22 protein-coding genes are annotated in these 22,193 nt (G+C 68.0%); 14 read left to right on the top strand and 8 right to left on the bottom strand.

What is annotated here, in order from left to right; translation table 11 throughout:
- Window positions 1-8: 8 nt before the first annotated feature.
- The 3 genes from U5A56_RS02765 (at window position 9) to U5A56_RS02775 (ending at window position 3,985) form a co-directional block, all read left to right on the top strand.
- Complete coding sequence (locus tag U5A56_RS02765; protein ID WP_321920875.1) at window positions 9-1,439, top strand: sodium:proton antiporter; 1,431 nt, start codon at window positions 9-11, stop codon at window positions 1,437-1,439.
- An 81-nt stretch (window positions 1,440-1,520) separates the two neighbouring features.
- A complete protein-coding gene (locus U5A56_RS02770; protein ID WP_044844856.1) occupies window positions 1,521-2,510 on the top strand; it encodes a 2-hydroxyacid dehydrogenase in 990 nt (329 codons plus the stop codon).
- Complete coding sequence (locus U5A56_RS02775; RefSeq protein ID WP_044844789.1) at window positions 2,507-3,985, top strand: DNA recombination protein RmuC; 1,479 nt, start codon at window positions 2,507-2,509, stop codon at window positions 3,983-3,985. The genes U5A56_RS02770 and U5A56_RS02775 overlap by 4 nt, the downstream gene beginning before the upstream one ends.
- Before the next feature lie 102 nt (window positions 3,986-4,087).
- Here U5A56_RS02775 and U5A56_RS02780 read toward each other — a convergent pair whose 3' ends face one another.
- From U5A56_RS02780 to U5A56_RS02805, 6 genes are all read right to left on the bottom strand, one after another.
- Window positions 4,088-4,573 (bottom strand): GNAT family N-acetyltransferase, encoded by a 486-nt coding sequence (locus tag U5A56_RS02780; RefSeq protein WP_044844788.1) that lies wholly within the window; start codon window positions 4,571-4,573, stop codon window positions 4,088-4,090.
- Complete coding sequence (locus tag U5A56_RS02785; protein WP_006476519.1) at window positions 4,570-4,845, bottom strand: hypothetical protein; 276 nt, start codon at window positions 4,843-4,845, stop codon at window positions 4,570-4,572. Before U5A56_RS02785 ends, U5A56_RS02780 begins: the two co-directional genes overlap by 4 nt.
- 37 nt (window positions 4,846-4,882) lie before the next feature.
- Window positions 4,883-6,172, bottom strand: a complete 1,290-nt coding sequence (glp, locus tag U5A56_RS02790) for a gephyrin-like molybdotransferase Glp (RefSeq protein ID WP_321920876.1) — start codon at window positions 6,170-6,172, stop codon at window positions 4,883-4,885.
- A gap of 105 nt (window positions 6,173-6,277) precedes the next feature.
- The gene (gene mobA / locus U5A56_RS02795; protein ID WP_044844786.1) at window positions 6,278-6,895 is read right to left on the bottom strand and encodes a molybdenum cofactor guanylyltransferase MobA; all 618 of its coding nucleotides are present in this window, start codon (window positions 6,893-6,895) and stop codon (window positions 6,278-6,280) included.
- A gap of 28 nt (window positions 6,896-6,923) precedes the next feature.
- Window positions 6,924-8,036, bottom strand: a complete 1,113-nt coding sequence (gene moaA / locus U5A56_RS02800; protein ID WP_044844785.1) for a GTP 3',8-cyclase MoaA — start codon at window positions 8,034-8,036, stop codon at window positions 6,924-6,926.
- Window positions 8,037-8,167: 131 nt separating this feature from the next.
- Window positions 8,168-11,320, bottom strand: a complete 3,153-nt coding sequence (locus U5A56_RS02805; protein WP_044844784.1) for an Rne/Rng family ribonuclease — start codon at window positions 11,318-11,320, stop codon at window positions 8,168-8,170.
- Between the two features lie 724 nt (window positions 11,321-12,044).
- Between U5A56_RS02805 and U5A56_RS02810 the strand changes: the two genes are divergently transcribed.
- From U5A56_RS02810 to U5A56_RS02825, 4 genes are read left to right on the top strand one after another with little or no spacing between them, the layout of a single operon-like run.
- A complete protein-coding gene (locus U5A56_RS02810; RefSeq protein WP_044844783.1) occupies window positions 12,045-13,049 on the top strand; it encodes an RluA family pseudouridine synthase in 1,005 nt (334 codons plus the stop codon).
- Window positions 13,050-13,054: 5 nt separating this feature from the next.
- Window positions 13,055-13,714, top strand: a complete 660-nt coding sequence (locus U5A56_RS02815; protein ID WP_044844782.1) for an HAD-IA family hydrolase — start codon at window positions 13,055-13,057, stop codon at window positions 13,712-13,714.
- On the top strand, window positions 13,711-14,121 hold the full coding sequence (locus U5A56_RS02820; protein WP_321810493.1) for a Rieske (2Fe-2S) protein: 411 nt from the start codon (window positions 13,711-13,713) through the stop codon (window positions 14,119-14,121). Before U5A56_RS02815 ends, U5A56_RS02820 begins: the two co-directional genes overlap by 4 nt.
- Before the next feature lie 12 nt (window positions 14,122-14,133).
- Window positions 14,134-15,126, top strand: a complete 993-nt coding sequence (locus U5A56_RS02825) for a S49 family peptidase (protein WP_044844780.1) — start codon at window positions 14,134-14,136, stop codon at window positions 15,124-15,126.
- Window positions 15,127-15,189: 63 nt separating this feature from the next.
- On the opposite strand, the gene U5A56_RS02830 is transcribed toward U5A56_RS02825, so the two are convergent.
- Window positions 15,190-15,912: an SAM-dependent methyltransferase gene (locus U5A56_RS02830; RefSeq protein ID WP_044844779.1), complete on the bottom strand. Its 723-nt coding sequence runs from the start codon at window positions 15,910-15,912 to the stop codon at window positions 15,190-15,192.
- Window positions 15,909-16,541, bottom strand: coding sequence for a Maf-like protein (locus tag U5A56_RS02835; RefSeq protein ID WP_124487459.1), 633 nt, complete (start codon window positions 16,539-16,541; stop codon window positions 15,909-15,911). Before U5A56_RS02835 ends, U5A56_RS02830 begins: the two co-directional genes overlap by 4 nt.
- 265 nt (window positions 16,542-16,806) lie before the next feature.
- Here U5A56_RS02835 and U5A56_RS02840 point away from each other — a divergent pair, with 265 nt between their 5' ends.
- The 7 genes from U5A56_RS02840 (at window position 16,807) to acpP (ending at window position 22,134) form a co-directional block, all read left to right on the top strand.
- Window positions 16,807-17,442, top strand: a complete 636-nt coding sequence (locus U5A56_RS02840) for a YceD family protein (RefSeq protein WP_044844777.1) — start codon at window positions 16,807-16,809, stop codon at window positions 17,440-17,442.
- A 98-nt stretch (window positions 17,443-17,540) separates the two neighbouring features.
- Complete coding sequence (rpmF, locus tag U5A56_RS02845) at window positions 17,541-17,720, top strand: 50S ribosomal protein L32 (RefSeq protein WP_006051932.1); 180 nt, start codon at window positions 17,541-17,543, stop codon at window positions 17,718-17,720.
- A 129-nt stretch (window positions 17,721-17,849) separates the two neighbouring features.
- The gene (plsX, locus tag U5A56_RS02850) at window positions 17,850-18,956 is read left to right on the top strand and encodes a phosphate acyltransferase PlsX (RefSeq protein WP_044844776.1); all 1,107 of its coding nucleotides are present in this window, start codon (window positions 17,850-17,852) and stop codon (window positions 18,954-18,956) included.
- Window positions 18,957-19,946 carry a beta-ketoacyl-ACP synthase III gene (locus U5A56_RS02855; RefSeq protein WP_044844775.1) on the top strand — a complete coding sequence of 330 codons (990 nt, stop codon included), beginning with the start codon at window positions 18,957-18,959 and terminating at the stop codon, window positions 19,944-19,946. It abuts the gene before it with no gap.
- Window positions 19,947-20,031: 85 nt separating this feature from the next.
- The gene (gene fabD / locus U5A56_RS02860) at window positions 20,032-20,964 is read left to right on the top strand and encodes an ACP S-malonyltransferase (RefSeq protein WP_044844774.1); all 933 of its coding nucleotides are present in this window, start codon (window positions 20,032-20,034) and stop codon (window positions 20,962-20,964) included.
- A 36-nt stretch (window positions 20,965-21,000) separates the two neighbouring features.
- Window positions 21,001-21,750, top strand: a complete 750-nt coding sequence (fabG, locus tag U5A56_RS02865; RefSeq protein ID WP_044844773.1) for a 3-oxoacyl-ACP reductase FabG — start codon at window positions 21,001-21,003, stop codon at window positions 21,748-21,750.
- A gap of 144 nt (window positions 21,751-21,894) precedes the next feature.
- A complete protein-coding gene (acpP, locus tag U5A56_RS02870; RefSeq protein WP_004197638.1) occupies window positions 21,895-22,134 on the top strand; it encodes an acyl carrier protein in 240 nt (79 codons plus the stop codon).
- The last annotated feature ends 59 nt before the right edge of the window (window positions 22,135-22,193 follow it).

The raw sequence follows: 22,193 nt of genomic DNA on the forward strand, positions 1-22,193 counted from the left end.
AGTTCTGCATGAAACGACATGCCGCCTGGGCGGGCATGGCGTCGGGAGCCGCGCTTGGCGCCGTTCCCGCGCTCGCATCGGCCGCCACGCTCGACGGTGCCACGCTGTCCGCACTCTGGGGCATTCCGTTCGCCGGGGTCCTGCTGTCCATCGCGGTGTTCCCGCTCGTCGCGCCGGTGTTCTGGCATCACCACTTCGGCAAGATCGCCGCGGCGTGGGCGATCGCGTTTCTGGTCCCGTTCGCGGTCGCGTTCGGCGCGGGCACGGCGTTCGGAACGCTGGTGCACGCGCTGCTCGAGGAGTACATCCCGTTCATCGTGCTGCTGACCGCGCTGTATACGGTCGCCGGCGGCATTTGCGTCAACGGCAATCTGCACGGCACGCCGAAGCTGAACACCGCGATCCTCGCGCTCGGTACGCTGCTCGCGAGCGTGATGGGCACGACGGGCGCCGCGATGCTGCTGATCCGGCCGCTGCTGCGCGCGAACGACAATCGCAAGCACGTCGTGCACGTCGTGATCTTCTTCATCTTCCTCGTCGCGAACGCGGGCGGCTCGCTGTCGCCGCTCGGCGATCCGCCGCTGTTCCTCGGCTTCCTGAACGGCGTGAGCTTCTTCTGGACGACCACGCATCTCGCGCTGCCGATGCTGTTCATCTGCGCGGTGCTGCTGACGCTGTTCTTCGTGCTCGATACGTACTTCTACCGGAAGGGCGGCGAGGAGCGGCCGGTCGTGCTCGACCCGACACCCGACGATGGCGCGCTGTCGATCGACGGCAAGGTCAACTTCGTGCTGCTCGCGGCCGTGGTCGGCCTCGTGCTGATGAGCGGCATCTGGAAGCCGGGCATCGCGTTCGACGTGTGGGGCACACACGTCGCGCTGCAGAATCTCGTGCGCGACGTCGCGCTGGTTGTCGTGGCACTCGCGTCGCTCGCGCTGACGCCGCGCTCCGCGCGCGAAGGCAACGCGTTCAACTGGGCGCCGATCGAGGAGGTCGCGAAGCTGTTCGCGGGGATCTTCGTGACGATCGCGCCGGTGATCGTGATCCTGCGCGCGGGGGCGGACGGTGCGTTCGCGCAGATCGTCCATCTCGTGACGGGGTCGGACGGCAAGCCGATCGATGCGATGTACTTCTGGGCCACCGGCCTGTTGTCGTCGTTCCTCGACAACGCGCCGACCTACCTCGTGTTCTTCAACCTCGCGGGCGGCGACGCGCAAGCGCTGATGACGGCGGGCGCGACGACGCTCGCCGCGATCTCCGCGGGGGCCGTGTTCATGGGCGCGAACAGCTACATCGGCAACGCGCCGAACTTCATGGTGAAGGCGATCGCGGAATCGCGCGGCGTGAAGATGCCGAGCTTCTTCGCGTATCTCGGCTGGGCGCTCGTGATCCTGGTACCTGTATTCCTGCTGACGTCGTGGATCTTCTTCACGGCGTAGGCTGACGATTTTCAACCAAGCGCGGACGGTTCCGGCGGCGCACGATGCGCCGCGTTCCGGCCGCGGCATGCGGAGATGGCGATGCAGAAGATCCTGGTCGCACGTCCGATCTTTCCGGACGTGATCGAACGGCTCGAGCAGTATTTCGAAGTCGACTGGAACAACGGCGACGCGCTCGCCCCCGATGCGCTCGCCGCGCGTCTCGCGGACAAGGACGGCGCGCTGACGGCGGGCGACCCGGTCGGCGCGGCGGCGCTCGCGGCGGCGCCGCGCCTGCGCGTCGTGTCGAACATGGCGGTCGGCTACAACAACTTCGACATGGCCGCGTTCAACGCGGCGAACGTGCTCGGCACCAACACGCCCGACGTGCTGAACGAGTCGACCGCGGATTTCGGCTGGGCGCTGATGATGGCCGCCGCGCGCCGGATCGCCGAATCCGAGCACTGGCTGCGCGCCGGGCACTGGCAGAAGTGGGCGTACGACGGTTTCCTCGGCGGCGACATTTACGGCTCGACGCTCGGCGTCATCGGCATGGGGCGCATCGGCCAGGCGCTCGCGCGCCGCGCGCGCGGCTTCGGGATGCAGGTGATCTATCACAACCGGTCGCGGGTCGCGCCCGAGATCGAGGCCGAGCTGAACGCCGAATACGTGTCGAAGGATGCGCTGCTGGCGCGCGCCGATCACGTCGTGCTGGTGCTGCCGTACACGAAGGAGAACCATCACACGATCGGCGCGGCCGAACTCGCGAAGATGAAGCCCACCGCGACGCTGACCAACATCGCGCGCGGCGGCATCGTCGATGACGCGGCGCTGGCCGTCGCGCTGCGCGACGGGACGATCGCCGCGGCCGGCCTCGACGTGTTCGAAGGCGAGCCGAGCGTGCACCCGGCGCTGCTCGAGGTGCCGAACGTCGTGCTGACGCCGCATATCGCGAGCGCGACCGAAAAGACGCGCCGCGCGATGGCGAACCTCGCGGCCGACAACCTGATCGCCGCGCTGGGCGAAGGGCCGCGCGCGGGGCAGCCGCCGAATCCGATCAACCCTGACGTGATCGGGAAGCCGCGCGCATGACGACGATGTTGTTGCTGGCGGCTGTCGTCGTGCTGGCCGTCGCGCTGGCGGTGGCGATCGTCGCGATCGTGCGCGGCGGCGGCCGCCACGACGACGCGGCCGTGCTCGGCGACCAGATCGAGGACGCCGCGCACGCGCAGGCGCTTGCGGTCGAGCGGCTCGAACGCGAGCTGCGCGGCGAGATCGTCGAGAACGCGCGCGGTTCGCGCACCGAGCTGGCCGGCAGTTTCTCGCAGCTTCAGCAGACGCTCGCGACGCAGCTGACGAGCATCGCGACCGTGCAGAACAACCAGATCGACGGTTTCGCGCAGCAGCTCGGCAAACTGGTCGCCGGCAACGCGCAGCAGTTCGACGCGATGCGCGAGAGCGTGCAGCGCCAGGCGCAGCAGGCGCGCGAAGAGCAGACGGTCGCGCTGCGGCTGTTCGGCGACACGCTGAACCGGCAGCTCACGCAACTGACCGAGGCCAACGATCGCCGGATCGGCGAAGTGCGCGCGACGCTCGAACAGCGATTGAAGGAAATCGAGACGAACAACGCGGCGAAGCTCGAGGAGATGCGCCGCACCGTCGACGAGAAGCTGCATGCGACGCTGGAGCAACGGCTCGGCGAATCGTTCAAGCTCGTGTCGGACCGGCTCGAGCAGGTGCACCGCGGGCTCGGCGAGATGCAGACGCTCGCGGCCGGCGTCGGCGACCTGAAGAAGGTGCTGACCAACGTGAAGACGCGCGGCACCTGGGGCGAGGTGCAGCTCGAAGCGTTGCTCGAACAGATGCTCACGCCCGACCAGTATGCGAAGAACGTCGCGACGGTGCCGAAGAGCAGCGAACGCGTCGAATTCGCGATCCGGCTGCCGGGCCGCGAAGCCGGCACGCGCGACGCGCCGCCGGTGTGGCTGCCGATCGACGCGAAGTTTCCGCGTGAGGACTACGAGCGGCTGATCGATGCGCAGGAGCGTGCCGATTCGGTGGCGGTCGAGGAGGCGGCCCGTGCGCTCGAGGCGCGCGTGCGGATGGAGGCGCGTACGATCGCCGAGAAGTACGTCGCACCCCCGCATACGACCGATTTCGCGCTGCTGTTCCTGCCGACCGAGGGGCTTTATGCGGAGATCCTGCGCCGCCCGGGGCTGACCGACCTGCTGCAGCGCGACTATCGCGTGACGGTGGCCGGGCCGACCACACTGACCGCGTTGCTGAACAGCCTGCAGATGGGCTTCCGCACGCTCGCGATCGAGCAGCGCTCGAGCGAGGTGTGGCAGGTGCTCGGTGCGGTGAAGACCGAATTCGGCAAGTTCGGCGACGTGCTCGCACGCACGAAGGCGCAGCTCGAGACGGTCACGCGTTCGATCGAGGCCGCCGAGCAGCGCACCCGCGTGATGAACCGCAAGCTGAAACAGGTCGAGGCGTTGCCGGGCGAGACGGCGGCCGGGCTGCTCGGCGCGGAAGCCGCCGACGGCGCCGATGCGGACGACGCATGACGCATCCCGCATGATGCACGCAGCCGAAACCGGCTGGAACGAAGACGGGCGCCGCGGCGCCCGTTTTCCTTTGACACGGCGACCGGCGTAGCCGGCGCGCGTTCAGCGTGCGGCGAGCGCGTCCAGTGCGTCGCCGGTGACGCGTACGATGCGCCACTCCGGCAGCACGGTCGCGCCCATCTTCTCGTAGAAGTCGATCGCCGGCTGGTTCCAGTCGAGCACCGACCATTCGAAGCGAGCGCAGCGGCGCTCGACGGCGAGTGCCGCGAGGTGCTGCAGCATCGCGGTGCCGAGGCCCGTGCCGCGCTGCGACGGCTGCACGTACAGATCCTCGAGATACAGCCCGCGCCGGCCGAGGAACGTCGAATAGTTGTGGAAGAACAGCGCATACGCGACGATCGCGCCGTCGCGCTCGGCCACCAGCGCTTCGGCGGCGGGGCGTTCGCCGAACAGCGCGTCGGCCAGGTCGGCGTCGCTCGCGACGAACAGGTGCGTGAGCTTTTCGAACTCGGCCAGCTCGCGCATCAGCGCGAGGATCGCGCCGACGTCGCGCGTTTCGGCCGCGCGGATCAGCGGTGCGCCGCTCACGCTTCCTCCGGCGGATCGGACAGCACGATCTCGATGCCGCCGAAGCGCGACGCGACCCAGTTGTACGCGTGGCAGGCGATCCACAGCAGCACGAAACCGAGGATCGCGTTCAGCAACAGCGCGCTCAGGATCGTGCTCAGTTCGACCATCCCGTAACGGATGTACGCGACCAGGATGCCGAGCAGCACGATCGGCACGCTGAACGTCAGGTAGACGAGGATCAGCGCCTTCGCGGTCTGCCCCGCGGCGATCGACGAGATTTGTTTCTTCATGTGCGGATTGCCCCCGTAGAAATATACCGATTGGAATTCAGATCAGGCCGTCGAGCGGCAGGATGTCGACCGGGGCGCCCGCGTCGACTGCCGCGGAATCGTGGCCCAGGACGATGAAACAGTTGGCGGCCGCAAGGCCGCTCAGCGATGCGGAACTCTGCGAACCGGCCGGCGCGACGTCCCACTGGCCGTCGGCGGCGCGCGTCGCGATCGCACGCAGGTATTCGGTACGGCCCGGACGCTTTTTCAGCGCCTGCGTGCTGCGTGCCGTGTACATCGCCGGCGGCGGCGTGTGCGCGCCGGCCAGCGTCAGCAGCGCGGGGCGCACGATCGCGTAGAACGTCACGGCGGAGGCGACCGGATTGCCGGGCAACCCGAAGAACAGCACATGGCCGTCGCCCGTGCGCGCGAGCGTGCCGCACGCGAGCGGCCGGCCGGGCCGCAGCGCGAGGCTCGCGAAGGTCACGTCGCCGAGCCGCGCCATCAGGTCGCGCGTGAAATCGGCTTCGCCGACCGATACGCCGCCGGACGTGATCACCGCGTCGGCCTGTGCGGCGATCGCATCGTGCAATGCGCGTTCGAGCGCGGCGGGATCGTCGCGGACGATCCCGAGATCGAGTGCGTCGATGTGCAGCCTTTCGAGCATCGCGACCAGCATCCCGCGATTGCTGTCGTACAGCGTGCCGCGGCCGAGCGGCTCGCCGGGTTCGCGCAGTTCGTCGCCGGTCGAGAACACGGCGACGCGCACGCGGCGGCGCACCGTGACTTCGCGCAATCCGAACGATGCGAGCAGGCCGAGATCGGACGGGCGCAGGATGCGGCCGGCGGCAAGCGCGCAGGCGCCGCGCGCGAGATCCTCGCCGGCCCGGCGGCAGTTTGCGCCGCGCGCGACCTCGTGTGCGGCGAAGCGGATGACGTCGCCGTCGACGCGCACGCGCTCCTGCGGAATGACCGTGTCGCATCCGGCCGGCATCGCCGCGCCGGTCATGATGCGGATGCACGTGCCGGGCACCACGGCCCCATCGAACGGATGGCCGGCGAGTGCCGTGCCGGCGACCGTCAGCGCGATGTCGGCGGCCGCTGCCAGCGCGAGTGCGCTGCCGTCGAATGCGTAGCCGTCCATCGCCGAGTTGTCGTATGCGGGAATGTCGAACGGCGCATTCACGTCGGCCGCGAGCACGCGGTCGAGGGCGTCATGCAGCGGCACCGTTTCGCACGCGTCGACCGGCACCGCGAACCGGCACGCGAGCGCCTGCGCATCGGCGAGCGACAGCGGGGCCGCGGAATCGGGTGCGGTTCGGGAGGCGGGCGAGGATTGCGTGATCATCAGTCGGACTGCGCCGCAAGGCGTATCGGGTTCGTGGCCGGTGGCGCGCGGAGGGCGCCGAAGCGCGAAGGCGCATGCGGCGGGCGGGAACGGATGCCGGTGCCGTCAGCGGCGGGCAAGCGCGGCGAGTTCCTGCCAGGAATTGGCATTGTAAAACGCACGCTCGTCGCGAAACTCGACTTCGACCGTCTTGTGGCGTGCGTACCACGCACGCACCTTGCGCTCGCCGGCCGCGAGCCTGGCCGCGAGATCGTCGGCGAGCGACGCGCGCAGCAGCGCGAAGGTCGGCTGCGGCGAACGCGCGTGGTGCGCGTCGACGGTCACCGCCATCGCGATGTCGGCCTGCCGCGCGTCGAGCGCAGCGTGCAGCCGCGCGACGAGGTCGGCCGGCAAATAGGGCGTATCGCACGGCGAGCACACGACGAGCGGTGCGCGCGCCGCGCGCATGCCGGCGAGCAGGCCCGCGAGCGGGCCGGGGAAATCGGGGGTTTCGTCCGGCACGATGCGCGCGTCGAACGGCGCACCGAGTTCGGCGTAGCGCGCGGCGTTGCGATTCGCGCTGATCAGCGTCTCGTCGACCTGCGGTGCGAGCCGGCGCAGCACGTGCAGCGCGAGCGGCGTACCGTCGAGCAGCTGCAGGCCCTTGTCTGCGCCGTCCATGCGCGTCGCGCGCCCGCCCGCGAGCAGCAGGCCGGTGATGGAAGGCGAGGCGGAAGCGGACATCGCGGGAAAGTGGGGCGGGCGGCGCGCGTCAGCCGCCGATGTACGACATTTCGACGCGCTTGCCGGCGCCGTCGGGCGCGGCGTCGGCGGCCGCGCTGCCGCGCAGCTGCGAGTAGCGGTCGGTGCGGGCCTGCCAGATCCGGGCGATCGCGGTCGCGATCTCGGCGTCGCTCGCGCCGCCGCGCACCAGTGCGCGCAGGTCATGGCCGGTCGACGCGAACAGGCACAGGTACAGCTTGCCTTCGGTCGACAGCCGCGCGCGCGTGCAGTCGCCGCAGAATGCCTGCGTGACGCTCGAGATCACGCCGATTTCGCCGCTGCCGTCCGCGTAGCCCCATCGCTGCGCGGTTTCCGCCGCCGTGTGCGGCTCGAGCGGCACGAGCGGGAACTGCTCGGCGATCCGTGCGACGACGTCCGCGGACGGCAGCACTTCGGTCATGTTCCAGCCGTTCGACGTGCCGACGTCCATGTATTCGATGAAGCGCAGGATCACGCCGGTGCCGCGGAAGCGCTCGGCCATCGGCAGGATCTCGCCGTCGTTGGTGCCGCGCTTCACGACCATGTTGACCTTGACCGGCGCGAGGCCCGCGGCCTGCGCGGCGAAGATGCCGTCGAGCACGTCGGCGCTCGCGAAGTCGGCGTCGTTCATGCGCTTGAACAGCGTGTCGTCGAGCGCGTCGAGGCTGACCGTCACGCGTGTGAGGCCGGCATCCTTCAGCGCGCGCGCCTTGCGCGCGAGCAGTGAACCGTTGGTGGTCAGCGTCAGGTCGAGCGGGCGGCCGTCGTGGGTCGTCAGGCGCGCGAGGCGCTCGATCAGGAATTCGAGGTTCTTGCGCAGCAGCGGCTCGCCGCCGGTGATCCGGATCTTTTCGACGCCGTGTGCGACGAACAGCCGTGCCACGCGCTCGATCTCTTCGTGCGTGAGCAGGGCGCTGTGCGGCAGGAACGGGTAGTCCTTGTCGAACACGTCCCGCGGCATGCAGTACACGCAACGGAAGTTGCAGCGATCCGTCACCGAGATGCGCAGGTCGCGCAGCGGCCTGGCGAACGTGTCGGCCAGGGCGCCGTCAGGGGTATGCGCGACGCCGGAGATATCCGGCATCCCGCTGACGTCGGCGAGGGGAATGATGCGTCGGGACATGTTGAAAGAAGTGCGAGCCAGTCTTCTATTTTAGCCGCAAGCGGCCGGCCGGGCCGGTGGGCGGAAACCCGCAGCGCGGACATGAAAAAGCCCGCCGGAGGCGGGCTTTTCCTGGTCGGGCGATGCGCCGCTTAATGGTGCGACGTCTCGACCTGCTGCATCGGGGTCGTATCGACCGGCGGCAGCGCCTTGCGCTCGCGCGGCACGCGGGCCGGACGCGGCAGGCGCGACGCGGCTTCCTGGGCAGCGCGGAACTTGTCGGCATCCGTGTTCACCCACACGAGGCCGGCTTGTTCCAGCACGACGTCGAGGCTCGCCGAAGCGGGCGCAGCGGCCGGTTCAACCGGCGCCGGCGCGGGCGCGGCAACGGCTTCGACCGGGGCCGGTTCGACGGCTGCCGGCGCGACCGGTGCTGGGGCGACCGGTGCCGGTGCGACTTCAACCGCGGCGACCGGTGCCGGTGCGGCTTGCTCGACGGGCGCGGACTGCGGCGCTTCGACGGCAGCCGGCACTTCGAACGCATCGGTCGGCGACACCGCGACCGGTGCCGGGCCGGCTTCCGGAGCAGCGGCCGGCGCGACCGGTACCGATTCGGCGACCGGTGCAACCGGGGCGGGCTCGATCGGCGCGACCGGCGTCGCTTCGACGCGAACCGGTGCCGGTTGCGGCTCGACCACGGCCGGCTCGACCGCTTCGGCACGCTGTTCGACTGCGGCCTCGGCTGCCACGGCGCCCGCTGCGGCGACCGCTGCCACGGCGACCGGTGCGGCCGTATGGGCCGGCTCGACCGCGCGCGGGGCTTCCGTCGTCACAGCTTGCACGGCTTCGCCGTCCGCGCCTTGCTCGGCGTGGTCGACGACTGCGCCTTCGTCCTCGCGCTCGCGACGACCGCCGCGGCGACCGCGGCGGCGGCGACGACGTTCCTCGCCGTCACGTGCGCCGGCTTCCGCGTCGGCTGCGACATCGGCGCCCGGCAGGGCGACGGCTGCGGCCTGGTCGGCTTCCGCTTCCGGATGGTTCTCGCCACGGGTGACGGTCTCGAGCGTAGCCGCGTGTTGCGTCGGCTTGCGGCGCTCACCGCGCTCGCGACGTTCGCCGCGTTCCTGGCGCTCGCCGCGGCCGGCTGCCTCGACGGCTTCCGGCTGCTCGGTGCGCTCGCGCGGTTCGCGGTTCTCGCGCGGTTCGCGCGGCTCACGGCTTTCACGCGGCTCGCGCGGTTCGCGGCCTTCGCGCGGGCCACGGCCCTCGCGACCTTCGCGGCCCTCACGACCTTCACGGCTTTCGCGCGGCTCGCGGCCTTCACGCGGTTCGCGACCCTCGCGCGGTTCACGCGGCTCGCGCGCTTCCTTGCCTTCGCGCTCCTGGCGTTGCGACTGGCCACGGCCTGCCGCTGCCTGGTCGCGACCACCCTGAGCCTGCTGGGCGCCGCCACGACGATTGCGGTTGCGATCGCCGCCGCGCTGCTCGGTCTTCTCGGTCCGCTCGCGGGCCGGACGGGCAGCCTGTTCCTTGGCCGGTGCCGGTGCGACCGGCGCGGGCGCCGGAGCCGGCGACATGCCGAACAGACCCTTCAGCCAGCCGATGAAGCCGCCGCTCGCCGCGGCGACCGGTGCGGGTGCCACAACCGGCTCGACCGGGCGCTGCGGTGCCGGGCTCGGCGCCGGACGCTCGGGCGTGATGCCCTTGACCGCCGCTTCCTGCTTCGGCTTCACGTCGGCCGCGCGCTTGCTGTAGCCGGTTTCCGACTCCAGTTCGCGGGCGGCTTCCTCGGCCATCTTCCAGGACGCGCGCGGATCGTCGAGGCGCGCGTCGTCATGGCGCAGGCGCTCGAGCTTGTAGTGCGGCGTATCGAGGTGCTTGTTCGGGATCAGCACGATGCCGACCTTGAAGCGCGACTCGATCTTGTTGATTTCCTGGCGCTTTTCGTTGAGCAGGAAGGCGGTCACCTCGACCGGCACCTGGCAATGGATCGCCGCGGTGTTTTCCTTCATCGCTTCTTCCTGAATGATCCGCAGGACTTGCAGCGCGGACGATTCGGTATCGCGGATGTGGCCCGTGCCGTTACAGCGCGGGCACGTCACGTGGCTGCCTTCCGACAGGGCCGGACGCAGGCGCTGGCGCGACAGTTCCATCAGGCCGAAGCGGGAGATCTTGCCCATCTGCACGCGCGCACGGTCGTGCTTGAGCGCGTCCTTCAGGCGTTGCTCGACTTCGCGCTGGCTCTTCGCCGACTCCATGTCGATGAAGTCGATGACGATCAGGCCGCCGAGGTCGCGCAGGCGCAGCTGGCGGGCCACTTCGTCGGCCGCCTCGAGGTTCGTGCGGGTCGCCGTTTCCTCGATGTCCGCGCCCTTGGTCGCACGCGCCGAGTTCACGTCGATCGCGACGAGCGCCTCGGTGTGGTCGATCACGATCGCGCCGCCCGACGGCAGCGGCACCGTGCGCGAGTACGCGGTCTCGATCTGGTGCTCGATCTGGAAGCGGGAGAAGAGCGGCACGTCGTCGTGGTAGCGCTTCACCTTCGACACGTTGTCCGGCATCACGATGTCCATGAACGCACGGGCCTGATCGTAGATCTCGGTCGTGTCGATCAGGATTTCGCCGATATCGGGCTGGAAATAGTCCCGGATCGCGCGGATCACGAGGCTCGATTCCAGATAGATCAGCATCGGCTGGCCGGCATTGCCGCTTTGCGACGCCGCTTCGATCGCGCGCCACAGCTGCAGCAGGTAGTTCAGGTCCCACTGCAGTTCCTCGGCGCTGCGGCCGATGCCCGCGGTGCGGGCGATCATGCTCATGCCGTCCGGAATCTGCAGCTGCGCCATGGTTTCGCGCAGTTCCTGACGCTCGTCGCCTTCGATCCGGCGCGACACGCCGCCGCCGCGCGGATTGTTCGGCATCAGCACGAGGTAGCGGCCGGCGAGCGAGATGAAGGTCGTGAGGGCGGCGCCCTTGTTGCCGCGCTCCTCCTTCTCGACCTGGACGATCAGCTCCTGGCCTTCGCGCAGGGCATCCTGGATGCGCGCGGAGCGCATGTCGATGCCTTCCTTGAAGTACTGGCGGGCGACTTCCTTGAACGGCAGGAAGCCGTGGCGGTCTTCGCCGTAGTTGACGAAGCACGCTTCGAGCGACGGCTCGATGCGCGTGATGACACCTTTGTAGATATTGCCTTTGCGCTGTTCGCGCCCGGCTGTCTCGATGTCGATGTCGATGAGCTTTTGCCCATCGACGATGGCGACGCGCAGCTCCTCCTGCTGCGTCGCATTGAACAGCATGCGTTTCATGAACGACTCCAGGCGGCTCTGCTGCCGGCGCCTCGCGGTTGTCAGTCGCGAGGGCGGGAACGACGGCAGGCCGCGCCTTGTTGTGTTGTCACAAGCACGCTGGAGCGGGAAGGATGGCGGGGAGAATTGCCTGAAGAGGCGCTTGGGCCCGAAAGACGGGGCCGGCGGCCATAGGGCACCTGCGAACACGGCTTCAAAGCACGGCGTCCACACACCGCACGCTGCGAAAGCGCGCTAAGCCTGAGACCGGGGCACTGCCACGGGGCGCGCGCAATGCGTCGCGCGCGCCGACGGGCGGCAGATGCTGCGGCTTGGGCCGCAGCGGGGAGTATCGAATCCAGCCCGACTTTCCCGCCTGGGGTGTACTTCCCTGGTTTGACGTCGCCAAGCCCCGCACGCTTCGCGGGGCCAAATCGGGCGCAACGCCGTAATTTTCGCAACCGGCAGCCTGCGGACGCACCTCGCGCCGTCGGGCTGCCGATCAAATTCTTTTCAACCAACTTTCCGTTACCGCGGCGCCTGGTCGACCGAATCCGCCTGTGGGCGCGATCCTTGCCGACGGCCGGCGCCGTGCGTGCAACTTGCTGCATCTCTTTGATTAGGGGCGAGCAGCAGACCCCCGGCGCAAGTAAAATAACGGTTTGCGCTTGCGCCTTGCCCGATTCCGTCGGGACCGGCCTGTCAGGCCACCCTCAACGTCAGGCTGGGCAAAATTATATTCAGTATGAATGAGTTAGGCAAAATATCCCAGAATTCAGTCGCAAGCGGCCAGGTATCGATGATCCAGATCGACGAAAACTCGGCCGGTCAGCGGATCGACAACTTCCTGTTGCGCGTCTGTAAAGGCGTGCCCAAAAGCCATATTTACCGGATCCTGCGCAGCGGCGAAGTCCGCGTGAACAAGGGTCGGGTCGACGCCCAGTACCGTCTCGCGTTCGGCGACCTCGTCCGCGTGCCGCCCGTGCGGGTGGCGGCGGCCGACCTCGCGCGTGCCGACACGCCGATCGTGCCGCCCGCGCAGTTCGAGGTGCTGTACGAAGACGACGCGCTGCTCGTCATCAACAAGCCGGCCGGCGTCGCCGTGCACGGCGGCAGCGGCGTCGCGTTCGGCGTGATCGAGCAGATGCGCCAGGCCCGCCCGCGCGCGAAATTCCTCGAACTCGTGCACCGGCTCGACCGCGAGACCTCGGGGATCCTGATGCTCGCGAAGAAGCGCACGGCGCTCGTCGGCCTGCACGAGCAGATCCGCGAGAACCGGATGGACAAGCGCTACTTCGCGTGCGGACACGGCGAATGGCAGCCCGACTGGGGCCGCCGTCGCGTGGTGAAGGTCCCGCTGTTCAAGTATTCGACCCCGGAAGGGGAGCGGCGCGTGCGCGTACAGGACGATGGCCTGCCGTCGCACACGGTGTTCAACCTGATCGAGCGCTGGCCGGACTACGCGCTGGTTGAAGCGGAACTCAAAACGGGTCGGACCCATCAGATCCGGGTGCACCTCGCGCATCTCGGCCTGCCGATCGCCGGCGACGCCAAGTATGGCGATTTCGCACTGAACAAGGCGCTGGCGCGCGCGAACGCGCAACCGTCGCTCAAGCGGATGTTCCTGCATGCGCACCGGCTCAAGCTCGCGCATCCGCTGACCGGCGAGGCGCTGCAGTTCGATGCGCCGCTGCCGGACGAATGCCGGCGCTTCCTCGATCAACTCAGCGCTCTGCGCGATACCGCCTGACTCGCATGGCCCGACAGCAATTTGATCTGATCGTCTTCGACTGGGACGGCACGCTGATGGATTCGACTGCGCACATCGCGCACAGCATCCAGGCCGCCTGCCGCGATCTCGGCCTGCCCACGCCGTCGGACGAGGCGTCCCGCTACGTCATCGGCCTCGGCCTGCGCGATGCACTGCAGATTACTGCTCCGACCCTCGATCCGTCCGACTATCCGCGGCTGGCCGAACGCTACCGCTATCACTACCTGCTGGACGATCAGCGCATCGAGCTGTTCGCCGGCGTGCGCGAACTGCTCGCGGAATTGCGCGATACGGGCTACCTGCTCGCGGTCGCGACCGGCAAGGGCAGGGTCGGGCTGAACCGCGTGCTCGACCAGTCGAAGCTCACGAGCCTGTTCGATGCGACGCGCTGCGCGGACGAAACGTTCTCGAAGCCGCATCCGGCAATGCTGCACGAACTGACCCGTGAATTGGGGCAGGATCTCGCGCGTACCGTGATGATCGGCGACACCACGCACGACCTGCAGATGGCCGCGAGTGCGGGGGCGGCCGGCATCGGCGTCGCGTACGGCGCGCACACGGCCGATGCGCTGGCCGCGCTGACACCGCGCTTCGTCGCGCCGGACGTCGGCGCACTGGCCGCGTGGCTGCGGGAGCACGCATGAGCGCGGCGCCGGATGCCGTGCGCGTGTGCGCATCGGACGCGCTGGCCGACGGCGGCGCCGGCGTGCGCATCGATGCGACGCTGCGCGGCGAGCAGGCGGTCGTGTTCTTCGTGCGCTACGAAGGCCGTGCATACGGCTACCTGAACCGCTGCGCGCACGTGCCGATGGAGCTCGACTGGGCCGAAGGGCAGTTCTTCGAGTCGTCGGGCCTGTACCTGATGTGCGCGACGCACGGCGCGATCTACGCGCCGGATACCGGCAAGTGCGTCGGCGGCCCGTGCCGTGGCGGCCGCCTGCGGCCGGTCGAGGTCGACGAGCGCGACACGCCGGACGGGCGTGCGGTATTCTGGGTGCCGGATGCCGACCTGGGTCCCGCCGCTCCGCCCCCTCCCGCCACGACCGACTGACGACACCACTGCATGGCCGACCAACCGAACCTTCCTGATTCCTCGTCCCGTCCCGACAGCCGCGAACCGAACTGGGAGCGCGCGGCGCTCGAGCGGATCGCGCTTGCGGCCGTCAAGGAACAGCGCGCCGCGCGGCGCTGGAAGATCTTCTTCCGCTTCGCGTTCCTCGGCGTGTTTGTGCTGCTCGCGTTCGCGCTGATCGATTTCTCGAGCGACTCGAAATTCTCGGCGAGCGGGCGCCACACGGCGCTCGTGACGATCGACGGCGAGATCGCGGCGGGCACCAACGCGAACGCCGACGACATCAACACGGCGCTGGATACCGCTTTCGACGACAGCGGCACGGCCGGCGTCGTGCTGCGGATCAACAGCCCGGGCGGCAGCCCGGTGCAGGCCGGGATGGTCTACGACGAGATCCGCCGGCTGCGCAAGAAGTATCCGGACAAGCCGTTGTACGTCGTCGTGACCGACATGTGCGCATCGGGCGGTTATTACATTGCGTCCGCCGCCGACAAGATCTTCGTCGACAAGGCGAGCATCGTCGGCTCGATCGGCGTGCTGATGGACGGGTTCGGCTTCACGGGCCTGATGGGCAAGCTCGGCGTCGATCGCCGCCTGCATACGTCGGGCGAAAACAAGGGCTTCTACGACCCGTTCTCGCCCGAGACGCCGAAGATGGATGCCCACGCGCAGGCGCTGCTCGACCAGGTTCATGCGCAGTTCATCAAGGCCGTGAAGGACGGCCGCGGCAAGCGGCTGCACGAAACGCCCGACATGTTCTCGGGCTTGTTCTGGACCGGCGAAAAGAGCGTCGAGCTCGGGCTCGCCGACGGCTACGGCACGACCGACACGGTCGCGCGCGACGTGCTGAAGGCGCCGGATCTCGTCGACTATACGGTGAAGGAAAGCCTGACGAACCGCGTCGCGCGCAAGTTCGGCGCGGCGGTCGGCGGTGCCGCGATGAAGGCGCTCACCGCGGGCGGCACGTCGTTCAGCCTGCGCTGAGCGGCGGCCGGCCGGCGCCGCGGCGAACGGGGCAGGGCGCCCCGGGTCGCGCGACCGCCGGCTTCAGTTCGCGAGCAGCAGGAAGATGGCGGGGCGCTTCTGCAGATTCGGCGGAGGCGTCTTTTTCCAGTCCGCCACGGAGCGGCTGGCGATCGTCTCGGTCTCGAGGGTCAGGTCGGCCGCGACGCAGATCTGCGTCGACGGCGCGCAGGTCGCGATCAGCGTATCCAGCATCGCCTGGTTCCGGTACGGCGTCTCGATGAAGATCTGCGTCTGGCGCGCCTTGCGTGACAGTTGCTCAAGTTCGCGCAAGCGCTTCGCACGCGCGGCCGCGTCGACCGGCAGGTAGCCGTTGAACGCGAAACTCTGGCCGTTCAGGCCCGACGCCATCAACGCGAGCAGGATCGAACTCGGCCCGACGAGCGGCACGACCTTCACGCCGCGTTCGTGCGCGCGGCGCACCAGCAGTGCGCCCGGATCGGCGACGGCCGGGCAGCCGGCCTCCGACACGAGGCCGGCGTCCGCGCCGGCCAGTATGGGCGCGAGCAGCCGGTCGATGGCGCCGGCCGGCGTATTGACGTTCAGTTCGCTGATCTCGATTTCCTGGATCGGCCGCGTCGTGCCGATCTTCTTCAGGAACGCGCGGGTCGTTTTCGCGTTTTCGCCGATGTAATAGCCGAGTGTGCCGGCGCGCGCCTGCACGGCGGCGGGCAGCACGGCGGCGAGCATCGATGCGTCGCCCTCGCCGAGCGTGTTCGGGACGAGATAGAGCGTGCCGGCGGTCATGCGCGGTCTCCTTGGGGTGCGGCGAACAGCGGATAACCGACGGCGCGCAGCATCCGCGTGAGCGCGATCAGCGGCAGGCCGACGAGCGCCGTCGGGTCGTCGGAGTCGATGGCATCCAGCAGCGCGATGCCGAGCCCTTCGGACTTCGCGCTGCCGGCGACGTCGTACGGCGTTTCCGCGCGCAGGTACGCATCGAGTTCGGCCTCGGGCAGCGAGCGAAAGCGCACGTGCGTGACGACGTCCTCGCTCTGCGTTTCGCCGGTGCGGCTGTCGTACAGGCTGAGCGCGCTGTGGAACTCGACGTCGCGGCCCTGCATCGACAGCAGCTGCGCGAGCGCGCGCTCGTGCGTGCCGGGCTTGCCGATCTGGTGGCCGTCGAACGTCGCGACCTGGTCCGACCCGATCACGAGCACGCCGTCCGGCGCGTCGATCGTCGCGGCGACCGCGCGCGCCTTCGCACCGGCGAGGCGCAGCGCGGTCGCGGCCGGCGCTTCGCCCGCGAGCGGGGTTTCGTCGAGGTCGGGCGACACGACGTCGAACGGCAGGCCGAGGCGCTCGAGGAGCGCGCGGCGGTAGCGGGAACTGGAGGCGAGAATCAGCCGCGGCGGGCGGCAAACGGTATCCGGCATGGTCGGTTGGGTCGGTGAGTCGTCGGGTGTGGCGCGGTGTTGCAAGGGCGCAAGCATAAGTGATTGACCGCAAAAGGTAAAACAGGTATGCTTTCCCGCTTTTCGTCGGCAGGCTTTCCGCAGTGGTGGCGCCTGCCGGGTCTTCGGAAGTAAAGTACGTAATCGTGCGAGGCGTACGTGGCGTGGATCGCGTACGTGCGCGGCGTCAAATGAGTGGCGCCAGCAAGCCGGATCCCGCAAGTCAGCCTGTAGGCAGGAGCGCAACATGAACACTTCTTCTGGCAAGCCTGCGGCAGCGCTTGATCCGCACGCGGTCGACCTGTTCGAATTCGCCCGCAGCGGGCGGCAGGCAGCGGGTGCCGTGCGCCTGTCGCAACTGCCGCGCATGCTGAACGAAGTGCCGGCGGACGCGCCCGATCGCGACACGGTCTTCACGTGGCAGGCCGAAGGGTTCACCCAGAAGGAGTTGCAGGACGACGGCGCCGATGGGCAGCAGCCGTATCTGCGCCTCGCGGTGCATGGCCATGCTTGGCTCACGTGCCAGCGCTGCATGACCCCGTACGACCAGACGTTCGACGTCGACATGACGTACCGGGTCGTTGCGACCGAAGAAGAAGCTGAAGAATTTCCGCTCGACGACGATGAAGCCGATGTGATCGTGGGCTCACGCCAGTTCGATCTCGTCGACTTGATCGAAGAGGAATTGCTGCTTTCGTTGCCGCTCGTGCCCAAGCACGAGGTTTGCCCGGCAGTCCACGAAAGCCTCGTGTCGGGTGCGAGCGGTCCTTCGGAAGACGCGGACGACGAGTCCGCCGAAGACGAGGACGAAGGCAAACGGCCGAATCCGTTCGCAGCGCTGGAAGCGCTGAAGAAGGACGGGGACGGCAGCAAGAAACACTAAGCAGTTGTGGCGCGGGAAGGCGTAAGGGCTTTGGGCCAGGGTAGTTAAGCGCCGGATCGGGCTGTGTTAGAATCCGGAAAATTATTTAGGAGTTAGTCATGGCAGTCCAGCAAAACAAGAAGTCGCCGTCGAAGCGCGGCATGCATCGTTCGCACGATTTCCTGACGGCAGCGCCGCTGGCAGTCGAGCCGAGCACGGGTGAAGTTCACCTGCGTCATCACGTCAGCCCGAACGGCTACTATCGCGGCAAGAAAGTCGTCAAGACGAAGAACGACTAAGCGTCAAGTCACGCGTTGCGCGCTACGATCGCCGTTCGCGTGACAACTGGTTCGCTTGACACTTTCCTGGCGCAACAAAAAGGCGGCATTCAACTGCCGCTTTTTTGTGCCTGAAATTCGTCGCATTCCATGACCGTAAAGCTCACAATCGATTGCATGGGAGGCGACCACGGCCCGTCCGTGACCGTTCCCGCGGCAGTCAAGTTCGTCCGCGCGCATCCCGATGCGCACCTGATGCTCGTCGGCATCGAAAGCGCGATCCGCGCTCAGCTGAAAAAGCTGAAAGCCCTCGACGATCCCGCGCTGACCATCGTGCCCGCCACCGAAGTCGTGGCGATGGACGACCCTGTCGAAGTGGCGCTGCGCAAGAAGAAGGATTCTTCGATGCGTGTCGCGCTCAACCACGTCAAGGAAGGCGCGGCCCAGGCCTGTATTTCCGCCGGCAACACCGGCGCGCTGATGGCCGTTTCCCGTTATGTGCTCAAGACGCTGCCCGGCATCGAGCGGCCTGCGATCGCGTTCGCGCTGCCGAACCCGACCGGCTACACGATGATGCTGGACCTCGGCGCGAACGTCGACTGCGAGCCGCAGCACCTGCTGCAGTTCGCGGAGATGGGGCACGCGCTCGTCGCCGCGCTCGAAGGCAAGGAGCGTCCGACGATCGGCCTGCTGAACATCGGCGAAGAGGTCATCAAGGGCAACGAGACCATCAAGCGCGCCGGCGAACTGCTGCGCGCCAGCACGTTGAATTTCCGTGGCAACGTCGAAGGCAACGACATCTACAAAGGCACGGTCGACGTGATCGTCTGCGACGGCTTCGTCGGCAACGTCGCGCTGAAGACGTCCGAAGGGCTCGCGCAGATGCTGTCCGACATCATCCGCGAGGAGTTCGGCCGGTCGCTGATGTCAAAGCTGATGGCGCTGCTCGCGCTGCCGGTGCTGATGCGTTTCAAGAAGCGCGTCGATCACCGCCAGTACAACGGCGCGGCGCTGCTGGGGCTGAAGAGCCTCGTGATCAAAAGCCACGGTTCGGCCGACGCCTACGCGTTTGAGTGGGCGATCAAACGGGGTTATGATGCCGTCAAAAACGGCGTGCTGGAGCGCCTCACGCGTGCGATGGCGGACAATTCGGTGTCGCTCGGCGACGGCGAACACGACGCGGGCGGCGCAGGCCCGACGAGCCCGGCCGCAGGCCACCACGCCGAACCTTCCGCTGCGCAATCCTCTAAAGCATAAATGGCCCAATCGACTCTCTATTCCCGCGTGCTCGGCACGGGCAGCTACCTGCCGCCCGACCGGGTCACGAACCAGCAGCTCGCCGACCGTCTCGCGAAGGAAGGCATCGAGACGAGCGATGAGTGGATCGTTGCGCGCACGGGCATCCATGCGCGCCATTTCGCCGCACCGGACGTCACGACGAGCGATCTCGCGCTCGAAGCGGCGCGCCGTGCGATCGAGGCGGCCGATATCGATCCGCAGTCGATCGACCTGATCATCGTCGCGACTTCGACCCCCGATTTCGTGTTCCCCAGCACGGCCTGCCTGCTGCAGAACAAGCTCGGCATCAAGAACGGCGGCGCGGCATTCGACGTGCAGGCCGTGTGCTCGGGCTTCGCCTATGCGATGGCGACGGCCGACAGCTTCATCCGCAGCGGCCAGCACCGCACGGCGCTCATCGTCGGCGCGGAGACGTTCTCGCGCATTCTCGATTTCAAGGACCGCACGACCTGCGTGCTGTTCGGCGACGGCGCGGGCGCGGTGATCCTGTCCGCATCGGAAGAGCCGGGCGTGCTCGGCAGCGCGCTGCACGCGGACGGCAGCTATTCGAACATCCTCTGCACGCCGGGCAACGTCAATCGCGGTGTGATCGACGGCAGCGCGTTCCTGTACATGGATGGGCAGGCCGTGTTCAAGCTCGCGGTCAACGTGCTCGAAAAGGTCGCGATCGAGGCGCTCGCCAAGGCGAATCTCGCGCCCGAGCAGGTCGACTGGCTGATTCCGCACCAGGCCAACATCCGCATCATGACCAGCACCTGCCGCAAGCTCGGCCTGCCGCAGGAGCGCATGGTCGTGACGGTCGACCAGCACGGCAACACGTCGGCTGCGTCGATCCCGCTGGCGCTCGACGCCGCGGTGCGTGACGGCCGCATCCAGCGCGGTCAGCACGTGCTGATCGAAGGCGTCGGCGGCGGCTTCACGTGGGGCGCGTCCGTCTTCCGCTACTGATCCGCGGCGCGCAACTGCTGCGCGCGGATCCCGAACCGGCGCGCCGTTCGCGCGCGCCGTCCGAATCGATTCAATTGGGGACGATATGAAATTCGCATTCGTTTTTCCGGGGCAGGGCTCGCAGTCGGTCGGCATGCTCAACGCATTCGCCGATCTCGCCGTCGTGCGCGAGACGCTCCAGGAAGCATCCGATGCACTCAATCAGGATCTCGGCAAGCTGATCGCCGAAGGTCCGGCCGAAGAGCTGAATCTGACCACCAACACGCAGCCCGTGATGCTGACGGCCGCCTACGCGTGCTATCGCGCATGGCAGCAGGCCGGCGGTCCGGCGCCGTCGATCGTCGCGGGCCACAGCCTCGGCGAATACACGGCGCTCGTCGCCGCGGGCGCGATCGCGTTCAAGGACGCGGTGCCGCTCGTGCGCTTCCGCGCGCAGGCGATGCAGACGGCCGTGCCGGTCGGCCAGGGCGGCATGGCGGCGATCCTGGGTCTCGATGACGACACGGTGCGCGCCGTGTGCGCCGAAGCCGCGGAAGCGGGCATCGTCGAAGCGGTGAACTTCAACGCGCCGGCGCAGGTCGTGATCGCGGGCGCGAAGGCGGCCGTCGAGAAGGCCTGCGAGATCGCGAAGGCGAAGGGCGCGAAACGCGCGCTGCCGCTGCCGGTATCGGCGCCGTTCCATTCGTCGCTGCTCAAGCCGGCGTCGGACCAGTTGCGCGACTATCTGGCGAACGTCGACGTGAAGGCGCCGCAGATTCCGGTCGTCAACAACATCGACGTCGCGGTGGTCAGCGATCCGGCCGCGATCAAGGACGCGCTGGTGCGCCAGGCCGCGGGCCCGGTGCGTTGGGTCGAATGCGTGCGGCACATCGCGGGCACGGGCGTCACGCACGTGATCGAGTGCGGTCCGGGCAAGGTGCTGGCAGGCCTGACGAAGCGCATCGACGGCAACCTGGTCGGCGCATCGGTGTTCGATCCGGCTTCGCTCGACGAAGCACTGAAGCTGGCGACCGCCTGACGCGGCGCCTTTCCTCAAGAGACGGATATTCGATTCATGGAAAAGACTCTCGATAAACAGGTCGCGATCGTGACCGGCGCATCGCGCGGCATCGGCCGGGCGATCGCGCTCGAACTCGCGCGCCTGGGCGCGACGGTGATCGGCACGGCGACGAGCGAATCGGGCGCTGCCGCGATTACCGCCGGGTTCGCGGAAGCGGGCGTGACGGGCCGCGGCGCGGTGCTGAACGTCAACGACGCGGCGGCAGCCGAAGCGCTGATCGACGCGACCGTGAAGGAATTCGGCGCGCTCCACGTGCTCGTCAACAACGCGGGGATCACGCAGGACCAGCTGGCGATGCGGATGAAGGACGAGGACTGGGATGCGGTGATCGACACCAACCTGAAGTCGGTGTTCCGCCTGTCGCGCGCGGTGCTGCGCCCGATGATGAAGGCCCGCGGCGGCCGCATCATCAACATCACGTCGGTGGTCGGCTCGGCCGGCAACCCGGGCCAGGTCAACTACGCGGCCGCGAAGGCCGGCGTCGCGGGCATGACGCGTGCGCTTGCACGTGAAATCGGCAGCCGTGGCATCACGGTGAACTGCGTCGCGCCGGGCTTCATCGACACCGACATGACGAAGACGCTGCCGGAAGAACAGCAGGCTGCGCTCAAGACCCAGATTCCGCTCGGCCGCCTCGGCAGCCCGGCAGACATCGCCCATGCCGTCGCGTTCCTCGCATCGCCGCAGGCCGGTTATATCACCGGCACGACGCTGCACGTGAACGGCGGCATGTACATGTCGTAACGGTTTTCGTTTACCATCCGCGCCGTATCCCGTTTTTCAGGCGGATCGGTGCTGGATCGACCATCAAGCCAACGCGCGTTTTGCCGTCAGCAAACCTGATAAAATGCGCGCACTTGTAAATCTGAACTTTCCCTCGGAGGGGTAATGGATAACATCGAACAACGTGTCAAGAAGATCGTCGCTGAGCAACTGGGCGTCGCGGAAGCCGAGATCAAGAACGAAGCATCGTTCGTGAACGATCTGGGCGCGGATTCGCTCGACACGGTCGAACTGGTGATGGCTCTGGAAGACGAGTTCGGCATGGAAATCCCGGACGAAGAAGCAGAGAAGATCACGACCGTTCAGCAAGCGATCGACTACGCTCGCGCAAACGTCAAGGCGTAAGCGCCTTTCGCGCTTGTCCGCCACGTCGCCGCGATCTTCGCGATTGACGCGCCATCCTG

Source organism: Burkholderia sp. BCC1998 (assembly GCF_905339875.1).
In the GTDB taxonomy this organism is placed as follows: Bacteria; Pseudomonadota; Gammaproteobacteria; order Burkholderiales; family Burkholderiaceae; genus Burkholderia.

Bases quoted from the DNA above. Each gene is read 5' to 3' on its own strand.
- U5A56_RS02765 (WP_321920875.1), top strand. From the start codon at position 9: ATGAAACGACATGCCGCCTGGGCGGGCATGGCGTCGGGAGCCGCGCTT.
- U5A56_RS02770 (WP_044844856.1), top strand. From the start codon at position 1,521: ATGCAGAAGATCCTGGTCGCACGTCCGATCTTTCCGGACGTGATCGAA.
- U5A56_RS02775 (WP_044844789.1), top strand. From the start codon at position 2,507: ATGACGACGATGTTGTTGCTGGCGGCTGTCGTCGTGCTGGCCGTCGCG.
- U5A56_RS02785 (WP_006476519.1), bottom strand. From the start codon at position 4,845: ATGAAGAAACAAATCTCGTCGATCGCCGCGGGGCAGACCGCGAAGGCG.
- glp (WP_321920876.1), bottom strand. From the start codon at position 6,172: ATGATCACGCAATCCTCGCCCGCCTCCCGAACCGCACCCGATTCCGCG.
- mobA (WP_044844786.1), bottom strand. From the start codon at position 6,895: ATGTCCGCTTCCGCCTCGCCTTCCATCACCGGCCTGCTGCTCGCGGGC.
- moaA (WP_044844785.1), bottom strand. From the start codon at position 8,036: ATGTCCCGACGCATCATTCCCCTCGCCGACGTCAGCGGGATGCCGGAT.
- U5A56_RS02805 (WP_044844784.1), bottom strand. From the start codon at position 11,320: ATGAAACGCATGCTGTTCAATGCGACGCAGCAGGAGGAGCTGCGCGTC.
- U5A56_RS02810 (WP_044844783.1), top strand. From the start codon at position 12,045: ATGAATGAGTTAGGCAAAATATCCCAGAATTCAGTCGCAAGCGGCCAG.
- U5A56_RS02815 (WP_044844782.1), top strand. From the start codon at position 13,055: ATGGCCCGACAGCAATTTGATCTGATCGTCTTCGACTGGGACGGCACG.
- U5A56_RS02820 (WP_321810493.1), top strand. From the start codon at position 13,711: ATGAGCGCGGCGCCGGATGCCGTGCGCGTGTGCGCATCGGACGCGCTG.
- U5A56_RS02825 (WP_044844780.1), top strand. From the start codon at position 14,134: ATGGCCGACCAACCGAACCTTCCTGATTCCTCGTCCCGTCCCGACAGC.
- U5A56_RS02830 (WP_044844779.1), bottom strand. From the start codon at position 15,912: ATGACCGCCGGCACGCTCTATCTCGTCCCGAACACGCTCGGCGAGGGC.
- U5A56_RS02835 (WP_124487459.1), bottom strand. From the start codon at position 16,541: ATGCCGGATACCGTTTGCCGCCCGCCGCGGCTGATTCTCGCCTCCAGT.
- U5A56_RS02840 (WP_044844777.1), top strand. From the start codon at position 16,807: ATGAACACTTCTTCTGGCAAGCCTGCGGCAGCGCTTGATCCGCACGCG.
- rpmF (WP_006051932.1), top strand. From the start codon at position 17,541: ATGGCAGTCCAGCAAAACAAGAAGTCGCCGTCGAAGCGCGGCATGCAT.
- plsX (WP_044844776.1), top strand. From the start codon at position 17,850: ATGACCGTAAAGCTCACAATCGATTGCATGGGAGGCGACCACGGCCCG.
- U5A56_RS02855 (WP_044844775.1), top strand. From the start codon at position 18,957: ATGGCCCAATCGACTCTCTATTCCCGCGTGCTCGGCACGGGCAGCTAC.
- fabD (WP_044844774.1), top strand. From the start codon at position 20,032: ATGAAATTCGCATTCGTTTTTCCGGGGCAGGGCTCGCAGTCGGTCGGC.
- fabG (WP_044844773.1), top strand. From the start codon at position 21,001: ATGGAAAAGACTCTCGATAAACAGGTCGCGATCGTGACCGGCGCATCG.
- acpP (WP_004197638.1), top strand. From the start codon at position 21,895: ATGGATAACATCGAACAACGTGTCAAGAAGATCGTCGCTGAGCAACTG.